The sequence below is a fragment of the Haladaptatus sp. DYF46 genome (genome assembly GCF_021083305.1).
Classification (GTDB): domain Archaea; phylum Halobacteriota; class Halobacteria; order Halobacteriales; family Haladaptataceae; genus Haladaptatus.
The window spans coordinates 12050-38411 of record NZ_JAJFAY010000006.1 but is presented as its reverse complement, the minus strand read 5'-3'; the positions used below and the strand labels follow the sequence as shown (position 1 = coordinate 38411).

The window sequence follows — 26362 nt, the reverse complement described above, 5'->3', positions numbered from 1 at the left end:
TGGGTGACGTAGTTATGGAGAGTGAGATAGGTTCGAAGACTGATGGTAGTGCAACTGCTTCCAAACGGAGCGACCAGGTCGAGAACATAAAAATCGGCTACGTCGGTGGGGGAAGTCGGGGATGGGCGTACACGCTGATCAACGACCTCGCACAGTGTCCGACGATATCCGGGAAAGTGGTGTTGTACGACCGCGTTTTCGACAGTGCCAAACGAAACGAGCGGTTCGGAAACTGGGTACAGGAGCGCGAGGGGGCGGTGGGTGACTGGGAGTACGAGGCGGTCGAGGAGCGAGACCGGGCGCTCGACGGTGCCGATTTCGTCATTCTCTCCACGCAAGACCCTCCCCCGGAAACGATGGCCCACGAAATCGATATCCCCGCCGAATACGGCATCCATCAGTCCGTCGGCGACACGGTCGGACCCGGTGGAACCGTGCGGGCGATGCGAACCATCCCGGTGTATCGGGACATCGCCGCGGCCGTTCGGGAGCACTGCCCGGACGCGTGGGTGGTAAACTACACGAATCCGATGACCGTCTGTGTACGGACGTTGTACGAGGAGTTCCCCGACATCAACGCTATCGGCTGTTGTCACGAGGTGTTTCATACCCAGGAACATCTGGCGGAACTCGTCGGGAAGTACCGTGATACGGACCAGCCGTCGAGAAAGGAAATCGACGCGAACGTCAAAGGAATCAACCATTTCACGTGGATCGACGAAGCGAGTTGGCGCGGAGAGGACCTCCACCCCCTCATCGAACGGCACCTCGAAGAGGAGATTCGTGACCGCTCGTTCGAACCGGGTAGTTTGGACGGCGAATCCTATTTCGTCGATAACGAACTCGTCACCTACGAACTCTACGAACGGTTCGGAACGTTCCCGGCCGCGGGGGACCGACATTTGGCGGAATTCGTCCCTTGGTTTCTTACCCCCGACGACGAAACGGAGATCCAACGGTGGGGGATCCGTCTCACACCCAGCGAGTATCGGATCGACCGCCAGGAGGACGCACTTTCGAAGTTCCACGACCCGATGAACGGCGAGGAGGAGTTCGAGTTCTTCGACTCCGGCGAGGAACTGGTCGAAATCATGCACGCACTGTTGGGGTTCGAGGCGCTGAAGACGAACCTCAATCTGCCGAACCGCGGTCAAGTATCGAACCTCCCGTCGAACGCCGTCGTCGAGACGAACGCGCTCTTCACCGACGACAGCGTGACGCCGCTGGCTTCGGGTGAACTTCCCGCACAGGTACACAACCTCGTCAGTACACACGTCGAAAACCAGGAGACGCTCATCGAAGCGGGTTTTTCGGGCGATCTCGACCTCGCGTTTCGAGCGTTCCTCAACGACCCGCTCGTCTCCATCCCCATGACGGAAGCACGGGCGATGTTCGACGACTTGGTCAACGCAGTTCGACCCTATCTGGAAGACCACTGGGACTTCGAGAACGCATCGGCGGTTCGTTGATACCGATGTTGTCGATCGTCGAACCGACCATTGTTTATTCACAACCCCTCGTTTCGAGGGTGTACTCCAGTGATATCGTTCGGGAACGGCCCGTTCGAACATCGGTTTCACACTCCTCTCCGATTCGAAGCTCACTTCGCAAAAACCTTTCACCGATGCCGCTCGAACGAAATTTTAAATATACCGTCAACGAACCTACCACGAGAACAGCCAATGAATACAGTAGTAGTAACCGGTAGTTTCGGTCGGTTAGGCCGCTGGACCGTCGATATGCTGGCAGAAGAGGGATATTCGGTCGTCGGCATCGATACGACCCATCCGGGGTCGGGAGTGAGAGCGCGAGACCGTGTGGAGCTCAAATCCTGCGATTTGACCACGCAGGGTGCGTTCGAGGAGTTGGTCCGGGAAGCCGATCCGGACGCTGTCGTACACCTCGCCGCGATTCCGAACCCGGAAGTTCACCCCGGAACGCAGGTATTCGAGAACAACGTAATGAGTACCTACAACGTTCTCACCGCAGCGGGGAGGGAGGGTCTTCCCGTGACGTGGGCGTCGAGCGAGAGTGCGTACGGATTTCCGTTCGCGGAAAACCCGGCGCTCCCCGAATACCTTCCCATCGACGAAGGTCATCCTCTACGACCGGAAGACCCCTACGGTTCGTCGAAACTCGTCGGCGAGGACGTCGCGGACGTCGTCACACGACGATACGGCATTCCGATCGCCAGTCTTCGGATTTCGAACGTCCAATATCCGGGCAGGTATTCGGTACTCGACGGTCGAGACTCGCTGGAAAACGGCGTCGGTAACTTTTGGTCGTACGTGGACGGACGCGACGTCGCAACCGCGGTTTCCCAGTCGTTGGACGCGGATCTGTCGGGCCACGAGCCGTTCGTTATCGCGGCCGACGACAACTATCTGGGCCGACCGACGACGGAAGCGTTCGAGGAGTACTTCGGCGACCTCCCGGACGACGTTTCGATACGTGGCGAGGAGTCGGCCTTGTGTTCGGAAAAAGCGAAAGCAGCTCTCGGATGGCAACCGAAGCACACTTGGCGAACGGCGGCAGACGAGAATCGGCCCGTGCCGACCCTCACGACGTAAGCCGGAGACGACCAGAAGTATGAGAGAAACCACTATCAAATCGGTATCCGACGGCGTTCGACTCGATGGTGACGTCGAGGGAACACCGTGGTCCGAAGCTAACCGAATCGACGTCGATCAGTTCAATTGGCACCGGGACGGCCCGAAGCCGTCGCTGACAGCACGGATACTGTACGACGACGACGCGCTGTATCTACAGTTTCACGTCGAGGATCACAACATCTCTTCGCTCGTGACGGACCTGAACGGACCGACGTATCGGGACAGTTCGGTCGAACTGTTCGCCGACCCAAATCCGAACGAGGATTCACGGTACTTCAACTTCGAAGCGAACTGTTGTGGCTACTTCAAACTGGCGTGGCAGGAAAAGGGCTGGCAGGAACGCGATATCGGACGCGATCTCGTCTCGGCGAGTGTGGCCGAACGAGTCCGTGTCGAAACGTCCATCGAAGGACCGACGCGCGAACCACGTGACGACGACGAAGGGTGGTGGTTGGCTGCCGCACTTCCCTTTTCGGTACTTCGGTCGCTGACGGGTATCGATATCGATCCGGATTCGGATACCGTTTGGAGGGGAAACGTGTACCGAAGCGGTGTTCCCTCCGACGAACAGAAGGCGACGTGGAATCCCATGCCGACGCAGGTGCCTGCGTATCACTCCCCGACGTATTTCGGCCGGTTCACATTCGACTGACGGGGTTGGAGGCATCTCACCACCGAAAGGGGAAAGCGCGGGTACGTTCAACGAACGAACTCTGTCCACGGGCCGTCGACGTACGGATACTCATCGATAACGTCGCGGTTCACCTCGATACCGAGTCCGGGGTCGTCGGAAAGTTCGAGCGTTCCGTCTTTTATTTCGAGCGGAGTCGATAGGATGTCGGTCGCGAGCGGATTCGGGTACATCCCCGGAGTACCTGCGTCCTCGTAGATCGGATATTCGAGGAACGGCGTCTCGGGCGCGGACGCCGCCAAATGGGCGTTTGCGACCAGTCCGAGTTCCGTTCCGAAGTGGTGTGGCACGAACGTAACCGGCGACTCGCGGCAGTATTCGACGACTTTTCGGCAGCCGGAGAAGCCACAGTGTTGTCGAACGTCGCCCTGTATATAGTCGACACCGCCGGTCTTCGCCAATTCGATCAGGTCCTCCGGCATCGCCTTGCTTTCCCCGCCCGCTAACGGTACACCGGTCCGTTTCGAAATGTGGCGGTACCGTTCGTGGTCGCTCGGCTCGATCGGTTCTTCCACCCATCGAACACCGTACGTTCCGTGGTCCGATACGAGGTCGACGATGGTGTTTCGGTCGTATGATCGCTGCCCGAAACCCCACCACGTGTGTCCATCGACCATGACATCGATTCGTTCACCGACGGCGTCGTGAACGCGGCGTATCATTTCCCTGTCCTCGTCCGGTCCCCGCCCGACGTGATATTTGTATCCCTCGAAACCGTCCTCAGTGACTCGTTTCGCCTCGGCGGCCACGTCGTCCGGTGAGGGATACATCCCTCCCGACGCGTAGAGAGGGATTTCGGGGGTACCGTCGCCTTCCTCGGCGAGCAGTTCGTACACCGGTACCCCGTGTTGTTTGCCCGCTATATCGTAGAGCGCGATGTCGAGAGCCGCTGTGGACCGGGATTTGAACTCCTGGGACAGTGTCGTCTGTCTGATTATCTTCCCGACAGTCTCTATTGACGTGATCTTTTCCCGTTTCAAACTGGGGGCGATCGCCCGTTCGATCACCGTCACGAAGTCATCGAGGCTTCCATCGGTGGAAAACTCCCTCATCACTGAACTACTGGCGTCGACCGGTGCGTACCCCATTTCACCGCTGACTGTTTCCACGGTTACGAGGACCAAATCACGCTTGAGTATCCGCCGCCGCCCGCTGTAGAGTTGGTATTCCCGAGGAGGATCGAGCGTGGACGACAGGTTATACGCCTGTATATCGGCAATTTGCATCTCTCTGGACTACTGTACACGTAGATGGTTTATATAATTATTCGCCTGCGATAATCGTCGCTGGCGTGGAACCACTCGCCTGGTGGGGTCACAACGACACCGATGGACGCTGATTCGTACGCCGTTCGGGTTACGGCGGCCCTCACACCGGACCCGTTCGGTATGATCGAACAACCCGTCGCAAACCCCCTGTTTCCGGCGTCCCGTTACAGGACTACTACTGTAATAATGCCGTGCAGGAAGGCCCGAAAGGAACGCGCACACCTTGATTCGGTATTATCGAACGATACTGTCCGATACGGAAAACGGTGTCCCGCTTCGAAAACTTGACTCTTCTAACAGTTGGTCAAAAACACATCGCGGGTGGTCGCAAGCCGCAGACCTAAACGGGTCGAAAGTTACTGCTGGTAGGCGTCCGATTCCGAGAGGACAGCGGAACCTCCGAGGTTCCACTCGTCGAGATAGTCCGCTTCCGCATCGACGAGTTCGGCGAACAGTTCCCGTGCGGTCTCCGTCTGGAGCGACCTGACCTGTGGGTCGTTGAGGAACGCCTGAAACGCGAGGTCCACGTTCCCTCCATCGACGGCCGCCTCGATGAGCGTTTCGTGGGTGTCCACGTGGGTTCGAAGTTGCGTGCGTACCGGTCGCGGAAGCGGGCCGGCGGTGATCGGTTTGGCGTTGTTCGGCGTTATCAGCGCGTTCGTTTCGACTACCGCTCCGTCGGGGAGGTCCGATATCTGTCCACGGTTGGGGAGATTCACGTGCGTCTTCATCATGTCCCCGGAGGTGAGCGTTCGGATGAGGTCGACGGCGATTTCGCCGGATTCGGCGAGCGAAAACTCCTCCCGTCCGTCCATCCACGACTTGACGTCGTACGTCTGATGGTCCGTCGCGTCGTCCTCCCAGTGTTGACTGCGGTATTCGCTCGTCGTCCGCTTGACTCCCCACCGGTTGAGGTCGTCGGGCATCGTCCCTTGGATGAACCACGGGGCGTACTCGACCAGGTGCCGGTCGCCCGCTGCGGGAAGAACCCCGAACCGCCGATACAACTCGAACGTCACCTGATTGTTGTCGACGAACGGGTCCTCGTCCGCCATTTCCGCCACGCTGAACTCCCGCGTCGCGCCGTCCTGTTGCAAGTGATAATCGATCACGTCGAAGAGATCGATTCCACGCCAGTACGCCTCGTCGACCCACGTGAAATGGTTGATTCCCTTGACGTTCATGTCGATCTCGTCGCGGTCCGGTCGTCCCACGTCGAAATACTCACCGACCAAATCGGCCAGCATGTCCTGTGCGTGGAACACCTCGTGGCATAACCCGAGTGCGTTGATATCGGGGAACGCCTCGTACAGTGCGCGGGTCGCCCACGTCATCGGGTTGGTGTAGTTCAGTACCCACGCGTCGGGACAGTGTTCTCCGATAGCGGCACCCAATTCACGATACACTGGAATCGTCCGCATCGCACGCAGTATCCCGCCGGGACCGATGGTCGCCGCGACGGCCCCGTATATCCCGTATTCCTCCGGAATGTCGAGGTCGTGAACGAACGTCTCGGCGGGGTTGAACTGCGTGGAGAGAATGACGAAATCGGCACCGTCGAGCGCCCGGTCTCGCTCCTCGACCGCCTCGTACTCCCAGTCACCCACCGCCCCCTCGCGCTCCTGTACCCAGTTTCCGAATTCCGCGTTGAGTTCGGCGCTCTCGTAGTTGATGTCGTACAAGGCTACCTCGCCTTCGACCTCGGTACAGAGGGCGAGGTCGCGGAACAGATTTGGCGCCCACTGCCGACTACCACCGCCGATATAGGTGATTTTGACGCGGTCGTCCGGGAGTTTCGGAAGCGATTGCTGGTGGCTACTCTGGCCGATCAGCTGCTGATCATTCACCATGGACTGTAGTATCTTTCACATAGGTCTTAGGTGTTATGCTCGCCCTTTAACTCGACACCTCGTCGTACTGAAATTCGGTCCACGCCCCCTCGACGAACGGGTAGTCCTCGACGACGTCCATGTTCACTTCGATACCCAGTCCCGGTCCGTCCGGGACCGTCAAAACGCCGGTGTCGATGTCCGGCGTTTCATCGACGATATCGAACGCCAGTTCGAACGGATACATTCCCGGCTCATCGGACGAATCGAGTACGGGGTCGTTCTCGAAAACAGGATATTCCAACAATTCCGCCTGTGGTGCGGCAGCGGTGAGGTGTGCGTTCGCGATCAATCCGAGCCACGTCCCGAAGTTGTGGGGGACGAACGTGACGGGTCGGTCGATACAGAACTCCACGGCGTTCCAACATCCCGAAAATCCCCCGTGATGACGAACGTCACCTTGCAGGAAGTCGACTGCGCCGGTGCGTCCGAGTTCGACCAATCCCGCCGCGGACTCCTCGCTCTCGCCTCCAGCGAGCGGGACGTCGCCGCTTAGAGCGCGATATCCGTCGTAGTCGTCCGGTTCCACCGGTTCCTCGACCCAGTACACATCGTGCTCCGCGGCGTGCTCGACGAGGGACCGGACGGTCTCCCGTCCGTACGACCGGTCGTCCATCTTCCACCACGTGTGTGCATCGGCCATGATCTCCAAGTCCACGGTTTCGTCGAGGCGTTCGACGATCCGGCGGTCGTCTTCCGGTCCGATGCCTGGACGATACTTGTATCCGAAGAACCCTTCGTCGTCGAGGAGTTTCGCCTGTCGAACGTAGCCCTCCAGTTCCATGTACATTCCCGCGCTCGCATACAACGGAAGTTCCGGGGTCGGTGTCGTCCCGTGACGTTCGCAAAGCAGTTGGTAAATCGGTGCTCCGACTTCCTTCCCGAGCAGGTCGTACAGCGACACGTCGATTACGGATTTGACTTGATTACGGAGACGCTCGGGGAGGTCCATCGCGGCGACGACGGCGTGAGCCTGTTCGATTTCGTCGATCGTTTCGCCTTCGAACTCGTCAGCGACGGGTCCGTTGATCACGTCGGCGAAGGTGGCCTGTGACGCGCCGTCGAAATATTCCCGCATCGCGGAACTGCTCGCGCCCGCGGGTGCGAACCCACGGGTTCCGCCCGCCGTCTCGACGACGACGAGGACGACGTCCCGTTTCAGAAGTCGACGTCTCCCTGCGTGAAAACGGCGCGTTTGAGGCGGATCGATAGGTGACGACAGTGCGTACCCGCGAACATCGGTGATGTTCATATTCCTAACATCGGTGACGAGAACTTAAACTACTAGCTCGATACCGAAACCGTGTCACATCGTTCTGTCATCAATTGTGAAATCAAAATGATAGCAGGACTTATATCCTACGGGATGAATTCTCAACTATGTCTTTGTCAGACGATACGGTGAGGGAGCGCCTTCGAGGCGTCGCAGTTGGTTTATTGACGCCGTTTGACGACGAACTGGAGGTCGACCACGCGAAGATGGAAGAAAACGCTCGAACGATATACGAGGCCGGGATTCGAACGTTTCTCTCGACGGCAAATATAAGCGAATATCACTCGCTGACACACGAAGAGCGGGTGGACATCGCCGAAACGAACACCGACGCGCTCCCTTCTGACGCCTGCATTCTCGCCGGAGTCGGGGGAAACACGAAGGACGCAAGACGACTCATCAGGGATTACGACGACGTCGGCGTTGACACCATGATGATCATGCCACCCGACCATACGTACGTTCACGAACAGGGACTACTCCGGTATTATCGAAAGCTCACGTCAGTTACGGAGACACCGTTCGTACCGTACGTTCGCGGGTTCGATCCATCGGTCGCATTTCTCCGTGATATGAGCGGGATCGACGGCATCGTCGGCATAAAATACGCACTGGAAGACCCGGTAAAACTCGGGGCGAGCATCGCCGCTGGGGACGACGAGACGGTCTGGATCGACGGACTCGCGGAGCCGTATTCGATCTCGTACTGGAACGAGGGTATCGAAGGCTTTTCCGCCGGCGTCAGTAACTTCCGCCCGGAAGTAGGCCTCGAACTCTTCGACGCGCTTTCGGCCGGGGAGTGGGAGTATGCCCGACAGCTCCGGAACATCTGTTTACCGTATCAGAACTTCCGCGGGGAAACCGGCCAGCACAACTCCCTTCCCGGAGCGATCAGCGTCCCGGCGGTGAAGAAGGGACTCGACCTCGCCGGTCTCAACGGTGGGCAAGTTCGTGAGCCGATCGTCCCGCTTTCGGAGGAGGAGGAACGTCGGGCCGAGGACCTGTACCGACAACTGGACGACGACATCGAGCGATTGATCGGGTGAACCCATCCGAATCACGTACGGTTCATTCCGGCGGCGCGTTCCACTCCTCACCGTCGTCCTGCGGCCGATAGCCGATTTTCGACCGCGCGTGTTCCAAGTCGAACCACCGTCTGTAGTTGTCGCTGACGCCGTAGAACACGTCGAACTCGACATTCTCGTCCTCGAGACAGCAGTCGACTTGGTGGGCGAAGTCGCGTCGGGACTGCCACATCGCCTTCATCCGTGCGACTTGCTCCTCGTACTCCGGGCTGCCCCGTTCGTACTCCCCGTCTTCGACTCCGCTTTCGGCGTCGCCGTACGGATGGTCGTACGCGTTACTCCGGACGCTACAGATTCGCAGCGCGTAGAACCGTTTCGGGTAGTCGTAGTTCTCGACGTAGTATCGACCGAGATTTTCGCCGAAGCTCTTGGTGGTGCCGTAAAACGAATCCGGACGCACGGGAACGGTGTGGTCCAGTACGATGTCGGTATCGCGACGATAAATCCCGGGCGAATTCTCCCGCTCGTACATCCCGACCACGTGATTCGTCGAACCGAAAACGACCGTCTCGACTTCCGCCTCGCGGGCGGCCTCCAGCGCGTTGAGCATCCCGAGGACGTTCGGTTCGAAAACGTCCTCCCACGTCCCATCCACGTACGGATAGGCCGCGAGATGGACGACAGCCTCCTGTCCCTCGAAGGCGGGTCGAATCGCTTCGTAATTCGACACGTCAGCGACCACGGTGTCGAAGCCTCCGTACGGATGGCCGTCGGGACGGTCCGAGCGATTCAGATACGTGAACTCGTACTCGTGACGGTCGTGGAGATGGTCGATAATGGCGGTCCCACACCGGCCGTAGGTGCCCGTTAAAAGAACGTTCATCGGTCGAAAAAACAAGGGGACAGACCATAAACCTGTGCCTCCGAACGAAACCTGTGAACGGATCGCTTCAGTTCGCGTGGTCCTCGTCGCCGAAGGGAGTCACTGTTCCCGAAACACATATGTGGTACCGAAGGGAACTCCGACCGTGGGTCGAAAAGAGACATAAATTATGGGTGGTGACCCCGACGAAATTCGGGACGAATGCGTTCTACGGGGCTGTTCCGTAACGGGATTTCGTCGTAACCACCACCGTCACAACTAGCGACGTCAATTACACCGGACACTGGTCCGAATAACAAGGAAGAAACCAACATGGAAATCACCGAAATAGAAGCGATTCCACTCTCACACTCGCTCGACGAAGGCCGCGGCGTCGGGAGTGCACGTGGGATTCACACCACTCGATCGACGACGCTCGTCAAACTGACGACCGACGATGGAGCCGTCGGCTGGGGTGAAGCGTTCGCCCCGGCACGGACGACGGCGACCTTGATAGACGAACTGTTCGCGGACAAAATCGTCGGAATGGACCCTTTCGAAGTCGAATCACTCGCGGAACGGTCGTACATGGACGGGTATCACTTCGGCGGGAGTGCCATCGTCCAATGTGCGCTCAGCGGTATCGACGTTGCGATGTGGGATCTCATCGGAAAGAGCGTAAACCGCCCCGTGCATCGACTGTTGGGCGGGACGAAGACGACTTCGATCACCCCGTACGCGTCGACGATGTACGTCACCGAATGGGGGCAGGACCCCGCCGAACCGATAGAGCGAGCGGTCGAGGAGGGATTCACCGCGGCGAAGATCAAGATCGGTCGCGGGTTCGAAGACGACGTCGAACGCGTCCGAACGGCCCGAGAGATACTCGGCGACGACGCGTCCTTGATGGTCGATTTCAACGGGAACTATCGACCGAAGCAGGTCGCTCGGTCCATGGAGAACCTCTCGCGGTTCGACATCGCGTGGGTCGAAGAACCGGTTCCCCCGGAGAACCATTCGGGATATCGGCAGGTACGAGACCTCGTCGACGTTCCGATAGCGGCGGGCGAGGCCCATTTCAACCGATTCGAGTTCAAACGACTCATCGACGACCGAACCGTCGACATCGTCCAACCGAATCTGGGTCGGTGCGGTGGTCTTTCCGAAGCGCGCCGTATCGCCGATATGGCGACGACGGAAAACGTGGCGGTTCGTCCCCACGTGTGGAACAGCAGCGTCGGGTTGGCGGCGGCGATCCAGTTCGCCGCGAGCGTTCCGGCGTATCCACACCCCGACCACGTCCCGGAACCGCTCCTCTTCGAGTTCGACCGAAGCGAGAACCCCCTTCGAGACGACCTGCTGGTCGACCGAATCGACCCCACGGGAGGCGTGTTGGAGGTGCCACAGGAACCCGGACTCGGAATCACGGTGGACGAGGACGCCGTCGAACGGTACCGACTGGACTGAACCGGTACTCACACGTGCTTTGAATCCCGTCACCGACCATGGATGCAGTCCTCGACAGCGGAATGGCGTACGCGGTCATCGGGGCCGTCGTCTGGGGATACTTCCTCTTTCTCAACAAATATCAGTTCGACCGGGTACCGTCTACCGTTTTCATGACGATCACCTTCGCCTCTGCGGCGGGCTGGTACGCGCTCGTCGCGGTAGTGACCGGGACGCCGATGACACTTCCCACACGATATTCCGGGACCGATTGGGCGGTCGTATTCGGCGCCATCGTGTTCTTGGCTGTCGGTCTGTTCCTCCTGTTTCACTCGATTCAAATCGGGCAAGTGTCGTACGTCGCGCCGATCAGCAAAATCACACCCGTGTTCGTGCTTCCGTTCGAAATCGTCCTCCTCGACGAACGGCTGACGGCCGTTCAGTTCCTCGGTGTGGGGCTGGCCACGCTGGCGGTGTACGTTGCGAACTATCAGGGTGACAACTTGGCGACACCGGTGTTGAAGGCGACGACGTACCGGCCCGCACAGTTGGCACTCCTGAGCGCGTTCGTCTTGGCGATTTTGAACGTCGCACAGCGGGTCGTCCTTCAGGAGTTGGCGTTTCCGAGGACGACGTGGGTCATCCTCAAACTCGGCGGCACGGCAGCCCTCCTGTCACCGCTAGCGGCTCGTGATTGGCGTTCCGAGTTCACCGGATCGTTTCCGAAACTCGTCTTCTCGGGGGCGATTCTGATCGTCGGGGAACACTTCATCGCGCTCGCCTTCACACGGATCCCGGCGAGCATCGCGTCACCGATCCTCAGTATGCAGGCGGTCGTCGCCGTGTTGTTAGGCGGAGTCGTCTTGAACGAAGAGGATCTCCGAATCCGTCTCGTCGCGGCAGTTATCGCCGTGTTCGGGGTCGGGTTTATCGCGATTTGACCCTCCGTCATCGTTTCGCTCGAAAGTGACCGGTGGAACTCGAACGATCGTCTCCTATTCGTAGTTCGCACCCCCCTCGGCGAGGACCGATCGAAACGCATCGGCCGCGGTCCGAAACCCGTCGGGACCGCTCAGTCCCGTACTCGGTCCCGCGTACTGGAGGTGGGGTTCGAGCGAGGCGAACCCGTCGAATCCCCGCGCGTCGAGGACACGAATCAAGTCGTCGAATCGCCCGTCGCCTTCTCCGGCAGGTCGTATCTCTCCCCGTTCGCCCATCTCGGCGTCCTTGACGTGGAGATACTCGACGTACTCGGCCAGCAGTGCGAACGCGTACGGATAGGCCTCGACCCCTATCTCGACGAAGTTCGCCGGGTCGAACGCGGCGCGGAGGTTCGGGGAGTCCACGGTCGTGAGGACGTCACGGCACCGTTCGGCGGTATCGCCGTAGATGTCCTTCTCGTTCTCGTGGATGAGCGTCACACCTGCTTCCTCCGCGCGCTCGGCTTTCCAGTGCATCCGTCGCATGACTTCGTCTCGGTGGTCCGCCGGGTCGTCACCCTCCGGGATGTAGTAAGAGAAGATGCGAACGTACTCCACGTCGAAGAAGTCCGCACTCTTGATGGCGCGTTCGAAGCGCTCCTTGTGGGGTTCGAAATCCTCCGTGATGTCGATTTTCCCGATGGGTGAGCCGATGGAGGAGATGGCGATGCCGCGCTCGTTTATGGCGTCCCGAATGCGTTCGAGTGCAGTGTCGTCCAAGTCGAGGACGTTGGTATCGTCGACCCCTCGGAGGTCGAAGTAGTCGATATCGAGCGTTTCGAGGACGTCGAGTTGTGTTTTCAGGTCGGGATCGATTTCGTCCGCGAACCCGGAGAGAACGAAGCTACTGCCGTCGCTGGTCGTTGGTTTTTGTGCGGTGTCTGATGCCATTATGTCGGTTTTCAGGACGGCCGTGACGGTGTTAACAGTTTCGACGCCGGTGAAATGACCGGTATCCTTTTGCGGTGGCCGTGAGACGTCTCGAATCGAATGACGGAGAACGTCCGTATCGCCATCGCCGGTATCGGTGCGGTGGCGGAGATGCACGCGGAATCGATAGATGACCTGCCGAACGCCGAACTTGTCGCCGGATCCTGCCGGACGGCCGAGAAGGGTGACGAGTTCGCGGACGAGTACGGCTGTAACCATTATGCGGACACGGAGACGATGTTGGACGAGATGATCCCCGACGTCCTCGTGGTCTGCACGCCGAGCGGTGCCCACCTCGAACCCACGCTCGCCGCGGCGAACCGCGGTGTTCACGTCCTCTGTGAGAAACCGCTCGAAATAACGACCGAGCGCATCGACGAGATGATCGAGGCGTGCGAGGCGGCGGGCATTCGACTCGGTGGCGTCTTCCCACAGCGGTACAATCCCGTGGTCGAAACGATGTACGACGCGGCAGCGTCGGGCCGATTCGGTCGGCTCGCGGTCGCGAACGCGTACGTGCCGTGGTGGCGTCCGGACGACTATTACGAGGGGGCGTGGCAGGGAACCGAGGAACTCGACGGTGGCGGCGCGGTAATGAACCAGTCGATTCATAGCGTGGATGCCGTTCAGTGGCTCGCCGGTGCGACCATGAATATCCATGGGGACGAAAACCCGGTCGAGGAGGTGTTTGCGTACACGGGGAGGCTCGCACACGACGACGAACGGATGGAGGTCGAAGATACCGCTGTCACCGTCCTTCGGTTTCGGAACGGGACGCTCGGCCAACTGCTCGGTACGACTTCGATGTATCCGGGGTCACTCAAGCGCGTCCAGCTCGGAGGACGTGAGGGCACCGCGGAGCTCCTCGAAGACGAACTCGTGACGTGGGAGTTTCGCGAGGAACAGCCGAACGACTCGGCGGTTCGTACGAAATTCACCGAGACGACTAACGGTGGCGGTGCTGCTGACCCGATGTCCATCGATTACGAGTATCACCGCCGGAACATCGCGGCCTATCTCAACGCGCTGACGAACGACGCGCCCTTCATGCTCGACGGACGGGAGGCACGCAAAGCCGTCGAGATTATCGAGGCCATCTACGCCTCGGCCGACCGGGGAACGCCCGTCCGTCTCGCATAAACCCCGATTCCGAGCGATGCTCGCGCCGGCAACCGTACGATACAACCCTCCCTTCGATCGTTTCTCTACGTACACTGTTCTGCGGAGCGGCGTCACGACAGTTCTCACGTTGCACCTCCGACATCTCGTCGCCAAATTCTAATCTCTAGTAAAAATAAAATATTTAAAGTTTTTATATAGTAATAAAATGACTGCAATAGGGATAAAAATGTCTATAGTCCCTCTTATAACTTACTTGGGGTGTTTATGTGGTGCTTGCAATCATCTGTATTTTGCGTCCATATCGGAAATTAATGGCCGTATGTCCATTTTCCCTGCCGGGGCTCGCACGTGAATCTCGGAGCTCACTCCGCGTCCAATCCGAGGAGCCGTTCGGCGTTACGGTGGGCGAGCTTTTCCACGTCCGCGGGGGCGAGTTCCGCGTTTCCGAGCAATCGGCGGCCGTCGTCGATGGAACTGTACGGGTAGTCCACGGCGAACATGACGTGGTCGACGCCGACGGCCCGAATCGCCATCGCGAGCGGCGGTCGGCTGAACATCCCGCTCGTGGTGAGCCAGTCGTCGATTCGGTCGAGCATGAACGGAATCATCTCGCCCATGTGCCCGAGGACGACGTTCAATTCCGGGTGGCGGTCGAACGCCCCCGAAGCGATCAGCCGCAACGCGTGGAGTCCCGTTTCGGCGTGCCATCCCCAACTCGTCGTGGCGAGCGAAAAGTCGACGTCCGAGTCGAACCCCTCGTAGTACGTAGCGTCGACGTTCTGTGGGGGATAGCCGGGATGGATGTAGAGGGGAACGTCGAGTCGTGCGGCCCGTTCGAGTTCTGAGACCGCCGCGTCGGGGTCGGCCATCGGCAGCGTGGCGAACCCGACGAAGCGATCCGGGTGGGCGGCGACGGCGTCGGCGAGTTCGTCGTTGGCGTCCTTCGCGAGCTCGACCCACTCCTCCGCCGTCATCTCCGCGGACCCCAACTGCGTGTGCGAGACGACCTGTACGTCCATCCCTCCCTCGTCCATCTCCGTCAGTCGACCTTCACCGAGGTCGCGGAGTCGGTCGGTCGGCGACGAATCCCCCTCTCCGCCTTCGCCGGGGTCGCTCCCCGCACCCTTCTCGACGAAGCCGTTCGAGACGAAGTGTCCCTCCACGCCGATGATTTTCATCTCCCTCATACGTCCCCCGACGTACGTTCTCCAACGTGTTAAACGCGGACCGTCGGCGGTCGCGGGCGAGTTACCACTCGGCCAGACTGCCGTCGTCGTGGTGCCAGACGGGATTGTGCCACATGACGTCGTGTTCCGCGCGTTCCCGCACTTGCTCTTCGTCGATTGCGATGCCGAGCCCCGGAGCGTCCGGCGCGGCGATGTACCCGCCCGAGAACCCGAACACGGTCGGATCGTCGAGGAGGGCCAACCCGCCGCTCTTGTCCACGTCGTGGAGGTTCAAACTCTGTTCCTGCACCACGACGTTTCGCGAACAGAACCCGACCTGAACGGCCGCGGCGAGGGCGATGGGGCCGACGGGACAGTGGGGAACGAGCGCCACGTCGTGCGTCTCGGCCATCGTGGCGACCTTTCGCATCTCGGTGATCCCGCCGACATGCGTGACGTCCGGGTGGAAGACGCCGGCGACCCCGTCGGTGAGGGCCGATTCGAACTCCCATCGGGAGTACAGTCGCTCCCCCGTCGACACCGGTACTGTCGTGTGCATTGTGACTTCCCGAAGTCGGTCGTTCTGCTCCGGCGGAACCGGCTGTTCGAAGTACATCGGGTCGTACTCGTCCAGCGCGCTGACGACACGTTTCGCCATCGGGAACGACACTCGCCCGTGAAAGTCGACCCCGATGTCGATCCCGTCACCGACGGCGCTTCTCACCGATTCGAAGCGGGCTTCGACGGCGTCGACGGCGGCGGGCGACGCCAGCATGCGAAACTCGGCGGTCGCGTTGAGCTTGAGCGCCGAGTAGCCCGCATCGACCATCTCGCGGGCCGAAACGGCGATGTCCTCGGGCGTCTCCCCGCCGATCCACTGGTGGATTCGCAATCTGTCTCGGACCGGCCCGCCGAGAAGCGCGTGGACGGGTGCCCCGTACCGCTTTCCCTTGATGTCCCACAGCGCCATGTCGATTCCCGCGATGGCGCTCATCAGAATCGGACCGCCCCGAAAGAACCCGCCGCGATACATCGTCTCCCAATGCTTCTCGATGGGGAGCGGGTCCTCGCCGAGGAGATACGTCGCCATCAGTTCCTCGACGGCACCGCGAACCGCTTTGATGCGTCCCTGAACGATCGGCTCACCCCAGCCGACCGTCCCGTCCGAGGTTTCTACCCGGAGGAGAAGCCACCGGGGCGGCACTTCGAACAGTTCGTAGTCGACGATGTGCATACGCGACACTCACAGCGGAGCCACTTGACCGTTGTGCGCATCGCCGAATCGCGTGAATCGAACGGGTTCGGACGCGGCGGCCGGAACCCATCACTCGCTCGTTCCGTAGCTCTCCAACTTGCCCTGTATCCGGCGAATCTCCTCGTCGGGGAGGATGTCGGGCGTTCCGACCGTCGAGGCGAGGTGGTGGATGCGGGCGCAGTACTCGACCATCTGTGCCACGTCGAAGGCGCTCGCCAGCGAGTCGGAGGCGGTGAGAACGCCGTGATTCTTCAGCAGCGTCGCCTTGAACTCGTCGCCGAGCGCTTCGGTCGCCGCGGCGCCGAGTTCGGGTGTGGCGTGGGTTCGGTACTCCGCGACGGGAACCTCCGTCCCCGCAAACGCGACGAGGTAGTGCGACGCCGGAATCGGCTCGCCGAGCGCCGCGAAGGCCGTCGCGTACGGCGAGTGCGTGTGGACGACGCCGCCGACGTCGTCGCGCTCTTCGTACACCGAGAGGTGCATCGGTAGCTCCGTCGACGGTTCACGGTCCCCGGCGAGGACGTTGCCGTCGAAGTCCACCACGGGAACGTCCCAGACGTCGATGTCGCCGTACGGGACGCCCGAGGGACTGATGGCGATGTGTTCGTCGTCGAGCCTGATGCTCAGGTTGCCGCCGGTTCCTTCGGTCAATCCGCGCTCGATGAGTTCGACCCCGTAGTCGCGGATGGCGCTGCGTTCGTCGTGATACTGGTCTTTCTCTTCGGACATGAGTTACTCCGAGGCGACTCCGGCGTCGGCCATTCGGTCCGTCAGTTCGGCTTCGGCTTCGGCGGTAAGGGTTCGATGGTGAACCGCGGCACCGGTCTCCGTGTCGAAGAGGTGTACCGTCCGCTCGGGGATATCGACGTACAGTTCGTCGCCCTCCTTCACCGGCCGCTGGCCGTCGATTTCGACGACGAACGTCTCGTCGTGTGACTGCTCGACCGGTTTCAGGTAGAGGTATCGGATGCTTCCCATCGGCTCCACGACGTCGACGGTACAGCGGAACTGGTTGTCGCGTTCCGGTTCCTCCGTGACCTCGACGTCCTCCGGCCGAACGCCGATGGTCACGCGGTCGTACCGGTCCACGGACGTCGCGAGTTCCTCGGACAGTTCGTAGTCGAACCCGTCCGACCGGAGCGTGGACCCGTCCCGTTCGGCTTCGAAGAAGTTCATCGAGGGCGACCCGATGAAGCCCGCGACGAAGCGGTTCGCCGGTTTGTAGAAGCATTCGAGCGGCGTGCCGGCCTGCTGGAGTTCGCCGCCGTCGAGGACGACGAGTCGGTCGCCCATCGTCATTGCCTCCGTCTGGTCGTGCGTGACGTAGAGGGTCGTCACGTCGAGTTCGGACTGCAGACGGTTGATTTCGGTTCGCATGGTCGTCCGTAGCTTCGCGTCGAGGTTGGATAACGGTTCGTCCATGAGGAACGCGTCGGGGTCGCGGACGATGGCCCGGCCGAGCGCGACGCGCTGGCGTTGGCCGCCGGACATCTGGGACGGACTGTTGTCCAGCAGGCGTTCGATGCCCATCGTCTCCGCGACGCGCTCCACGCGCTCCTCGATTTCGTCGCCCGAGAGGTCCGTCGACATCTTGAGCCCGAAGCTCATGTTCTCCCGGACGGTCATGTTCGGGTAGAGCGCGTAGTTCTGGAACACCATGGCGATGTTCCGTTCGCGCGGCGACTTCCCGTTCACCAGTTCGTCCTGAATCCAGATGTCTCCCTCGGATTGCTGTTCCAGCCCCGAGACCATCCGAAGCAGCGTCGATTTCCCGCTCCCGGACGGCCCGACGAGGACGACGAACTCGCCGTCCCCGATGTCGATGTCGACGTCGTCCACGGCGACGATCTCGCCCTGCCCGCTTCCGAACCGTTTGACGACGCTGTCGATAGTTATTCCGGCCATCGGAGTAGTATCGTCGTTCTTCACAAATAAACCTTCACGTCGATATCGGAAAATAAACGATCCGATGGGACTCCCCCGTCACTCCTTCAGCACGGCGCCGAAGCTCAGGCCGGACGCGAGGTATCGATTCGCGACGACGAGGAGTAACAGCACGGGAATGATCATCGTCATGGAAGCCGCCGCCAACATCGACCACTCGATGTTCCGGGACCCGATGAAGCTGTACACCGCGAGCGAGAGCGTGGTCGCCCGGTTGTTCGTGAGGATGAGCGAGAACAACAGTTCGATCCACGCGAAGATGAAGCTGATGATCGCGACGGAGATGATGCCGGGGAGTGCCGACGGCAACACGACTTTCCGGAACGCCTGTGAGCGCGTCGCGCCGTCGACCATCGCGGCCTCTTCGAGCGACTGCGGGATGCCGTCGAAGAACGCCTTCATCACCCAGACGACCAGCGCCACGTTGATCGTCACGTACATGAACACCAGTCCGATGATGGTGTCGTAGAGGTTGAACGTGCGGAATATCACGAAGAACGGGATGACGACCGCGATGGGCGGCAGCATCCGCGACGACAGTATCCAGATGAGCACGTCGGGTTTCTTCGGTACGTCGTACCGCGAGAGGACGTACGCCCCCGGAATCCCGATGGCCAACACGATGAGGACCGAGGCGGTGACGCTGACGACGCTATTGGTGAACGCGGTGACGAACGACGGGTCGTTCGCCAGTTCGAGGTAGTTGTACACCGTCGGCAGGAACACCCACTTCGGCGGCAGTTCCAGCGCCTTTCCCGGCGGCTTGAGCGACATGAACGCGAGCCACCCGAGCGGCGCGAGGCAGACGAACGTCCACGCGAGGAGCGCGGCGTGACGACCGACGGCTTTCGCGCGTTCCGAAACCGCCATCACTCCAACACCCCCTCGAAGCCGACGACCCGAATCAGGACGTTACAGATGACGAGGACGACGACGAGGTACACGATTGCGAGCGCGCTCGCCGCGCCGATGTCGATGTACGTGAACCCGGTCTGGAAGATCTGGATGCTGATGAGCTTCGTCGCGTTCCCGGGGCCACCCCGCGTCAGGCCGTACACCGTCCCGAACGTCCGGAACAGGTCGATGAGGCGGATGAGGAACGCCACGAAGATGACCGGCTTCATGTACGGGATGACGACGTGGACGTACGTCCGCCACGTCGGCGCGCCGTCGATGCGGGCCGCCTCTATCAACTCGTCGGGCACGGACGACAGTCCGGCGTAGAGGATGATGAACATGAACGGCGTCCAGTTCCACGTGTCCATCAGGATGACCGTGAGCAACGGGACGTCCGTGAGGAAGTTCGGCGCGGCGAACGGCGTGTACGTCGAAATCGTGTACGCGATGATGCCTAACTGCGGGTCGAGCATTATCCGCCCTATCATGGCCAGACTGACCGGGGCCACGGCCATCGGCAGGATGAACGCGATGCGGTAGAACGTCCGCGCCCATCGGTTTTTCACGTTCGTCAACAGCGCGGCGAGCGCGAACCCGAGGACCAGCTCGAGGAGCAGCGCGCACGTCACGAATATCGCCGTCACCGTGATGGACTTCCACACGACGGGGTCGGTGAAGATGACCCTGAAGTTGTGCAGTCCGGCGAACGTGCCGATTCGTTCCGGGTTGACGTAGTTGTAGTTGACGAGGCTGAGGTACAGGTCGTAGATTCCGGGGAACACCGTGATGAGGAGGACGACGAGCACCATCGGCGTGGAGAGCCACACCGGGAGGTACTCGTTCCAGAGTGACCGACCCTCGTCTTGCGTTCCTTGCTCCGTTCGCGTTTGGGTGTCGATGCTCATGGTTCGGTGGTGTGGTCCGTCGATTTGCGGTGGGTACGTGTTCGTATCATGGTCAGTCCTGCTGGACGATGAGTTCGGCCTGTTGTGCGGACTTCGAGAGGGCCGATTCGACGGACTTGCCGCCGGTGATGGCCTTCTGAAGCTGGATGGAGTACTTCTGTGCCCAGACGGGGTACATCGCGTCGTACGGTTCCGTCACCGCGTCACTCAGCGATTCCAGCGACACACGACTGAACGTCTTCCCGTACTTCTTCTTGTACGCCTTCTTCGACCAGATGGATTGGCGCGTCGGGAACGACGCGTTCCGCTGAATCGACATCCACCGTTGGGTCGGCTTCGACGTCGCCCACAGCATGAACAGGAACGCCGCCTCGGGGTGTCGCGCGGCCTTCGACGTGGACAGTTGCCACGTGAACGCGCCCGGCGCGAACTTGCTTCCCTTCGTCGTCGGCGTCACCATCTTGGCGACGCCAATTTCGCCCCCGTCGGGGGAGGAGTCGGCGAAGCTTCCCCAGAAGAGGTTCGCGTCGTTCATCACGTGCGCGGCGTTGCCGCCTTGCATGGCCGCGACCACCTCCGACCACGTCATGGTCCCGATAGACGGCGGGCCGTACTTCTGTAACGCATCGACGTAGTACCGACACGCCCGCTTCGCCGCGTCGGTATCGAGGCCGGATTCGTCCGGGTACTGCTTCCAGAGGCTCCCGCCGTACTCCCGAATCCACGCGTCCATCGTGTAGACGTTCATGCCGTACCCTTTCTGGCCGCGGTTGACGAGCCCCGACATGCCCTCTTCTTCCTCCTGAATGACCTTCGCGTTGTGGAGGAACTGGTCGGTCGTCTTCGGCACCGACAGGCCGTGTTTCTCGTAGAGGTCCTTCCGATAGAACATCGTGTGAACCTCGACGGTTATCGGCATGCCCGTCCAATGTTTCGTCCGACCGGCCCCGTGGCACGCCTCGCGACAGACACCGAGGAGGTCGTTCGGTTGATACCACTGCTCGTCGAAGAGATCATCGCGCTCGAAGTACGGGTCGAGGAACTGGAGCCACCCCGCCTCGCGGAACTGGTTGACGACTTGGTCCATGAAGAAGACGTCGAACTTTCCGGCTCCGGTGCTCACGTCGGTGAGTCGCTTCGTCCGGAACTGCTGTTCCGGGAGGATGTTCCACACCACGTCGATGCCCGTCAACTCCTCGAACAGCGGGACGAGCGGACGGATGTTGTCTATCCACGCGTGTTGGACTGCTCCGACGTTGATGGTCGTCCCCTCGTGTTGCTTCCACTCGATGTTCGCGCCGGTGTACTCGGAGAGGCTGATTTTCGCGTCGCCGCTCGTCGGGTCCACCGTCTTCGTATCGCTCCCCGACGAGGCCTCTCCGCCTCGCGTACAGCCGCTGAGGCCGACTGCCGCGCTCGTCCCGGCGACCGCGAGGAAGTCGCGGCGCGTCCTATTCGTCATTGGTCGGCTCCGTTGCCGTGGTTCGATTGCTCGTGTTCATTGTCCGTGTCTGGTGATGGTCAGTCCCCTGCAGGCGTTCGGCCGGGTTCGTCGCATCGACCGCGTGTGCGTCCGACGACGCCGTCGATATCGACCGAACCGTCCGGCGGGATGTCGATGGCTTCGATACCGGTTTCCGTCGACAGTTATCCACGCGAATAATTCCATTACTCATAATTAAGCATTGCCCTTACTACAACCACTTGAAGTCACTATTTCTTCTCAAGTACACGAAACAAATATATGGTCAAACCCAGTCACTCCGAACATGGACTGTGACTTGTCCGAGCGGACCGCGCTCGTCACCGGCGCGGGCCGCGGTATGGGTAGAGAGACGGCGAAACGATTCGCGACCAACGGTGCCGACGTCGTCGTCAACGACGTGGACCCCGACGTCGCAGAGGAAACTGCCGCCGAGATTCGTGACTTGGGTGTCGAGTGCATCGGCATCGGCGCGGACGTGACGGACAGCGCGGAAGTCGAAGCGATGGTGGAGACGGCCACGGAGCGTCTCGGACCGATAGACATCCTCGTGAACAACGCGGGCGTCGGCGACGCCGGGCCGTTCCTCGACGAGGGGTACGACGACACGTTCGAGTTGAACATCGACGTCCACCTCAACGGGTCGTTGAACTGCATCCGAGCGGTCGTGGACGGGATGGTCGAGCGCGGATACGGGAAGATGATCAACGTCACGTCGATTCACACGAAGAACGGCGTCGGGATGTCGCCCGCCTACGACGTCGGGAAGTTCAGCCTGCTCGGGTTGACCAAGAGTCTCGCGCTCGAACTCGGTCGGGAAGGCGTCCGCGTCAACGCCGTCGCGCCGGGGTGGGTGAACACCCGGATGACGGAGGAGTTCAGCGACGCCGTCCGGAAACAGATACTCGACAACAACCCGCTCGGGCGGTTCGCCGACCCCGAGGACGTCGCGCAGGCGACGACGTTCCTCGCGTCGCCCGCCAGCGACTACATCAACGGCCACGAACTGCGCGTCGACGGCGGGCAGGTCCCCATCGACAGTTGGCGGTTGGACAGTCGCTGAGCGTCATCGGTCAGCGTCATCGATCGTCGTTCGGGTAGATCATCTTCTTCAACCCCTTCTTGTCCTCCATCTGCGAGAACGCGTCCGAAAGTCCGTCGAGGTCGTACTCGTCGGTGACGAGCGGTTCGACGTCGATTCGCCCGTTTCGGAGGAACGTGACGGCGCGAGCGAAGTCGTTCGGGGTGAGCGAGAACGTCCCGACGAGTTCGAGTTCGTCGTAGTAGACGTCGAACGGGTCGATTTCGACGGTCGTTCCCTGCGGCGGGACGCCGAAGACGAGCGTCGTCCCGCCCGCGGACGGCAACGATAGGGCTGTTTCGATGGTCTCCGGGAGGCCGACGGCTTCGACGGCGATGTCCACTCGGTCGACGAGGTCGTCGAGTTCGGACGCCAACTCGGATTCGACGGGGTCGACCACGGCGTCAGCACCGGTTTCGAGCGCCAGTTCGCGCCGTTCGTCGACGGGTTCCGAGACGACGACCGTTCCCGCGCCGCTCGCGCGGAAGGTCTGGGCGAGGAGCAGACCGATGGGTCCCGCGCCGATGATGACGACCGTGTCGCCGGATTCGAGGGATACCTGATCGACGGCGTGAATGCAGCAGGCGAGGGGTTCGGCGAACGCGGCCGTCCGATACGGAACGTCCCCGATGGATTCGACGTACCCCGCGGGCGCACGGACGTATTCGGCGAACGCGCCGTCGATGATGGTGTCGGCCGCGCCGCCGATGGAGGTGAAGTTCTCACAGAGGTTCTCGTTGCCGTTCACGCACGCCTGACATCGGTTGCAGGGAATGGAGGGGTTGATGGCGACCCTGTCCCCGACGTCGACGTCCGACACGTCGTCGCCGACGGCGACGACTTCCCCGGCGCTCTCGTGGCCCGGAATCGTCGGGAAATCGACGGGAAAGGTTCCGTGATACATGTGATAGTCGGTCATACAGACGCCACAGGCGTTCACGCGGACGAGGACGTCGTCCGCTCCCGGATTCGGTTTCTCTCGCTCCTCGATGGCGACGGAACCGGTATCCGTCAGTACTGCTGCTTTCATAGGCGGATATGACTGTCATCTCGGGACTGTCGGTTAAATCTTCTCCCCCGGACTCGCTTCCAACCCGTCTCGGGTTCCGGCCGCGTTCACCCGAATATTGTCTCCACTGATTCCTGCGAAATATTTACTATGGATGGGCGAACAGTATTCGGAACAGATGGGTGTACTAGACCGATTTGCGCTCGACGGAGAGACCGCCATCGTGACGGGAGCGGCCCGCGGACTCGGGAAGGAGATGGCGGACGCACTCGCGGAGGCGGGTGCCGACGTGGCGATAGTCGACGTCGATATCGAAACCGCGGAAGCGACGGCCTCGGAACTCGAAGAAATCGGCGTCGATACCACCGCCGTCGAGGTGGACGTGACGGACGAAGCCGAAGTCGAAGCGATGGTGGAGACGGTAACGGACCGTCTCGGACCGATAGACGTCCTGATAAACAACGCCGGCATCGCCGCGAACGCCCCGGCCGAGGAGATGGAGTACGAGACGTGGCAGAAGACGCTCGACGTGAACCTCTCGGGCGTGTTCCTCTGTGCGAAACACGTCGGTCGTCGAATGCTTGAACGGAGCGAGGGACGCATCGTCAACATCGCCTCGATGTCGGCGTACAACGTCAACGTTCCGCAGCCGCAGGTCGGATACAACGCGTCGAAGGCGGGCGTGCTGATGGTGACGAAGTCGATGGCCGTCGAATGGGCCGACCGCGGCGTTCGCGTCAACGCCATCGCGCCGGGGTACATGCGGACCGACCTCGTCGAGGAAGTACTCGAAGCCGACCCCGAGATGGAACGAACGTGGGTGGACAACACACCGATGGGACGGCTTGGCCGCCCGGACGACCTCCGCGGAATCGTCGTCTACCTCGCAAGCGAGGCGTCGGCGTACACGACCGGCGAAATCGTTCGCGTCGACGGCGGCTACACCTCGCGCTGAAGCGGAGTGGGGCCGACGTTGGTTCACCGGGACGCCAGTTCGCGCATCGTCGTCTTCGCGTCGTCCCATCCGCCGCCCGTCGGTTCGTACGTGCGAATATTCGTCGTCGCTTCGACGAGTTCGCGCCCCGTTTCGAGGTCGGGAAGCGACCCGGCGGCGACCGCCTGCGTCAGGAGGTTGCCCGTCGCCGTGGCTTCCGTCGGTCCCGCACGGACCACCCTCCCGGTCGCGTCAGCGAGGGTTCGGCAGAACAGTTCGTTTCGAACGCCGCCACCGCCGACGTGGAGCGTGGACGGGTCACGACCGGTCACGGACGCGATCTCGTCGAGCGCGACGGCCGTTTTCACCGCGAGGCTATCGAGGAGACAGCGGACGGTTTCGCCCTTCGTTTCCGGAATCGGTTGTTCTGTCTCCCGGCAGTAGTCGGCTATCCGCTCCGGCATCTCTCCGTCGATGCTGAAGGTCTCCGCGTCCGGGTCCACGAGCGTTTTCCTTGCAGGTACGTCGCGAGCGGCGGCTATCAACTCCTCGTAGGACGCCGACTCGCCGCGTTCCTCCCACGCCCATCGACACTCTTCGAGCAGGAAGAACCCGTTCACGTTCTTCAGCAGACGGACGGTGTGGTCGAAGCCCAGTTCGTTGGAGAGTCCGGCCTCGTAGGCCGCCGCCGAGCGGTTCGGCTGCGAAGTTACGAGTCCGAGGATGAACCACGACCCGGTGCTGAGGAACGCCGTACCGTCCGAAAGCGGCATTCCGGCGACGGCCGCCGCCGTGTCGTGGCTCGCCGGGAGGACCAGTTCCGGTTCCGACGGGAGATACTCCGCCGACACCGTTCCGGCCGTGCTTCCCGGTTCGCGGAGCGGCGGCAGCGGTTCGGTCGGGAGCGAGAGGTCATCGAGGAGGTCGGTGTTCCACGCCCGCCGTTCGGGGTCCAACATCTGCGTCGTCGAGGCGACGGTGACTTCCGTGACGGGGTCGCCGCCGAGGAGATACGTCAGCAACTGCGGCATCATCAGCAGGCGGTCCGCGTCGGCGAGACGGTCCGGTTCGTTTTCGGCGAGCGCGTGGTACTGCCAGAGCGTGTTCGGGGTGTTCCAGTGGTTGAGTCCGGTGGCGTCGAATATCGACCGCTTTCCGACCGCGTCGATGATAGCATCGCGCGTTTCGATCACCGCCGGGTCGCGGTAGGAGTACGGGTCGCCCATCGGTTCGCCGTCGCGGAGCAGTCCGAAATCGAGCCCCCACGTGTCGATTCCGACCGTGTCGACTCCGTCGAGTTCTTCGGCAGCCAACGAGAGGCCGGTTTCGATGTCATCGAGGAGCCTCGATAGCTCCCAAACGTATCGACCGTCCGTCTCCGTGGGTCGGTTGTCGAACCGGTAAATCTCGGCCACGTCCAGTCGGCCGGTTTCGATGCTTCCGGCGAACACCGTGCCGCCGTTAGCGCCGATATCCACTGCTACGTGTTTCATGCCGTTCTTTCGTTATCGATGTCCTCCATTGTTTTTAATGTTTCCCGAACTGACTCACGCTATGGAAAAGTCTTCAATTTAGCAGAAAATTACGGAT

The 26362-nt window shown here is 61.1% G+C and carries 23 protein-coding genes; 9 read left to right on the top strand and 14 right to left on the bottom strand.

The genetic code is table 11. The features are described 5' to 3' along the window. Positions 1-14: 14 nt before the first annotated feature. From LJF34_RS22085 to LJF34_RS22075, 3 genes are all read left to right on the top strand, one after another. The gene (locus LJF34_RS22085; RefSeq protein ID WP_231187881.1) at positions 15-1469 is read left to right on the top strand and encodes a glycoside hydrolase family 4; all 1455 of its coding nucleotides are present in this window, start codon (positions 15-17) and stop codon (positions 1467-1469) included. Positions 1470-1682: 213 nt separating this feature from the next. Next, positions 1683-2570, top strand: a complete 888-nt coding sequence (locus LJF34_RS22080) for an NAD(P)-dependent oxidoreductase (RefSeq protein WP_231187879.1) — start codon at positions 1683-1685, stop codon at positions 2568-2570. Between the two features lie 19 nt (positions 2571-2589). Then, positions 2590-3264, top strand: coding sequence for a carbohydrate-binding family 9-like protein (locus LJF34_RS22075; RefSeq protein ID WP_231187877.1), 675 nt, complete (start codon positions 2590-2592; stop codon positions 3262-3264). A gap of 47 nt (positions 3265-3311) precedes the next feature. Here LJF34_RS22075 and LJF34_RS22070 read toward each other — a convergent pair whose 3' ends face one another. From LJF34_RS22070 to LJF34_RS22060, 3 genes are all read right to left on the bottom strand, one after another. Then, positions 3312-4529 (bottom strand): mandelate racemase/muconate lactonizing enzyme family protein, encoded by a 1218-nt coding sequence (locus tag LJF34_RS22070; protein WP_231187875.1) that lies wholly within the window; start codon positions 4527-4529, stop codon positions 3312-3314. Between the two features lie 398 nt (positions 4530-4927). Continuing rightward, positions 4928-6421, bottom strand: coding sequence for a glycoside hydrolase family 4 (locus tag LJF34_RS22065; RefSeq protein WP_231187873.1), 1494 nt, complete (start codon positions 6419-6421; stop codon positions 4928-4930). 46 nt (positions 6422-6467) lie between these two features. After that, on the bottom strand, positions 6468-7712 hold the full coding sequence (locus tag LJF34_RS22060; protein ID WP_231187871.1) for a mandelate racemase/muconate lactonizing enzyme family protein: 1245 nt from the start codon (positions 7710-7712) through the stop codon (positions 6468-6470). A 128-nt stretch (positions 7713-7840) separates the two neighbouring features. Here LJF34_RS22060 and LJF34_RS22055 point away from each other — a divergent pair, with 128 nt between their 5' ends. Then, the gene (locus LJF34_RS22055) at positions 7841-8779 is read left to right on the top strand and encodes a dihydrodipicolinate synthase family protein (protein ID WP_231187869.1); all 939 of its coding nucleotides are present in this window, start codon (positions 7841-7843) and stop codon (positions 8777-8779) included. Positions 8780-8801: 22 nt separating this feature from the next. Here the strand turns inward: LJF34_RS22055 and LJF34_RS22050 are convergent, their stop codons facing one another. After that, positions 8802-9641: an NAD(P)-dependent oxidoreductase gene (locus LJF34_RS22050; RefSeq protein WP_231187867.1), complete on the bottom strand. Its 840-nt coding sequence runs from the start codon at positions 9639-9641 to the stop codon at positions 8802-8804. Positions 9642-9953: 312 nt separating this feature from the next. On the opposite strand from LJF34_RS22050, the gene LJF34_RS22045 reads away from it, so the two are divergent. Both LJF34_RS22045 and LJF34_RS22040 read left to right on the top strand, forming a co-directional pair. After that, entirely contained in the window at positions 9954-11087 is a 1134-nt protein-coding gene (locus LJF34_RS22045; RefSeq protein ID WP_231187865.1) for a mandelate racemase/muconate lactonizing enzyme family protein, read from the top strand. 38 nt (positions 11088-11125) lie between these two features. Then, a complete protein-coding gene (locus LJF34_RS22040) occupies positions 11126-12007 on the top strand; it encodes a DMT family transporter (protein WP_231187862.1) in 882 nt (293 codons plus the stop codon). Positions 12008-12061: 54 nt separating this feature from the next. Here the strand turns inward: LJF34_RS22040 and LJF34_RS22035 are convergent, their stop codons facing one another. Beyond that, positions 12062-12937, bottom strand: a complete 876-nt coding sequence (locus LJF34_RS22035; protein WP_231187860.1) for a sugar phosphate isomerase/epimerase family protein — start codon at positions 12935-12937, stop codon at positions 12062-12064. A gap of 99 nt (positions 12938-13036) precedes the next feature. Between LJF34_RS22035 and LJF34_RS22030 the strand changes: the two genes are divergently transcribed. Further along, entirely contained in the window at positions 13037-14116 is a 1080-nt protein-coding gene (locus LJF34_RS22030; RefSeq protein ID WP_231187858.1) for a Gfo/Idh/MocA family oxidoreductase, read from the top strand. 344 nt (positions 14117-14460) lie between these two features. On the opposite strand, the gene LJF34_RS22025 is transcribed toward LJF34_RS22030, so the two are convergent. The 7 genes from LJF34_RS22025 to LJF34_RS21995 all read right to left on the bottom strand — a co-directional run bounded on the left by LJF34_RS22025 (position 14461) and on the right by LJF34_RS21995 (position 21727). Beyond that, on the bottom strand, positions 14461-15285 hold the full coding sequence (locus LJF34_RS22025) for an amidohydrolase family protein (RefSeq protein WP_231187857.1): 825 nt from the start codon (positions 15283-15285) through the stop codon (positions 14461-14463). A gap of 61 nt (positions 15286-15346) precedes the next feature. Continuing rightward, complete coding sequence (gene dgoD, locus LJF34_RS22020; protein WP_231187856.1) at positions 15347-16498, bottom strand: galactonate dehydratase; 1152 nt, start codon at positions 16496-16498, stop codon at positions 15347-15349. Positions 16499-16588: 90 nt separating this feature from the next. Beyond that, positions 16589-17248: a class II aldolase/adducin family protein gene (locus LJF34_RS22015; protein WP_231187855.1), complete on the bottom strand. Its 660-nt coding sequence runs from the start codon at positions 17246-17248 to the stop codon at positions 16589-16591. A gap of 3 nt (positions 17249-17251) precedes the next feature. Further along, positions 17252-18424, bottom strand: a complete 1173-nt coding sequence (gene ugpC / locus LJF34_RS22010; protein WP_231187854.1) for a sn-glycerol-3-phosphate ABC transporter ATP-binding protein UgpC — start codon at positions 18422-18424, stop codon at positions 17252-17254. A gap of 78 nt (positions 18425-18502) precedes the next feature. Continuing rightward, complete coding sequence (locus LJF34_RS22005) at positions 18503-19333, bottom strand: carbohydrate ABC transporter permease (RefSeq protein WP_231187853.1); 831 nt, start codon at positions 19331-19333, stop codon at positions 18503-18505. Beyond that, a complete protein-coding gene (locus LJF34_RS22000) occupies positions 19333-20265 on the bottom strand; it encodes a sugar ABC transporter permease (protein ID WP_231187852.1) in 933 nt (310 codons plus the stop codon). Before LJF34_RS22000 ends, LJF34_RS22005 begins: the two co-directional genes overlap by 1 nt. Positions 20266-20317: 52 nt before the next feature. After that, a complete protein-coding gene (locus LJF34_RS21995) occupies positions 20318-21727 on the bottom strand; it encodes a sugar ABC transporter substrate-binding protein (RefSeq protein WP_231187850.1) in 1410 nt (469 codons plus the stop codon). A 307-nt stretch (positions 21728-22034) separates the two neighbouring features. Here LJF34_RS21995 and LJF34_RS21990 point away from each other — a divergent pair, with 307 nt between their 5' ends. Beyond that, positions 22035-22811 (top strand): SDR family NAD(P)-dependent oxidoreductase, encoded by a 777-nt coding sequence (locus tag LJF34_RS21990; protein WP_231187848.1) that lies wholly within the window; start codon positions 22035-22037, stop codon positions 22809-22811. A 16-nt stretch (positions 22812-22827) separates the two neighbouring features. On the opposite strand, the gene LJF34_RS21985 is transcribed toward LJF34_RS21990, so the two are convergent. Next, positions 22828-23859: an alcohol dehydrogenase catalytic domain-containing protein gene (locus tag LJF34_RS21985; protein ID WP_231187846.1), complete on the bottom strand. Its 1032-nt coding sequence runs from the start codon at positions 23857-23859 to the stop codon at positions 22828-22830. Between the two features lie 157 nt (positions 23860-24016). Between LJF34_RS21985 and LJF34_RS21980 the strand changes: the two genes are divergently transcribed. Beyond that, entirely contained in the window at positions 24017-24793 is a 777-nt protein-coding gene (locus LJF34_RS21980; protein ID WP_231187844.1) for a glucose 1-dehydrogenase, read from the top strand. A 23-nt stretch (positions 24794-24816) separates the two neighbouring features. On the opposite strand, the gene LJF34_RS21975 is transcribed toward LJF34_RS21980, so the two are convergent. Beyond that, positions 24817-26265: a rhamnulokinase family protein gene (locus LJF34_RS21975; protein WP_231187842.1), complete on the bottom strand. Its 1449-nt coding sequence runs from the start codon at positions 26263-26265 to the stop codon at positions 24817-24819. Between the last annotated feature and the right edge of the window lie 97 nt (positions 26266-26362).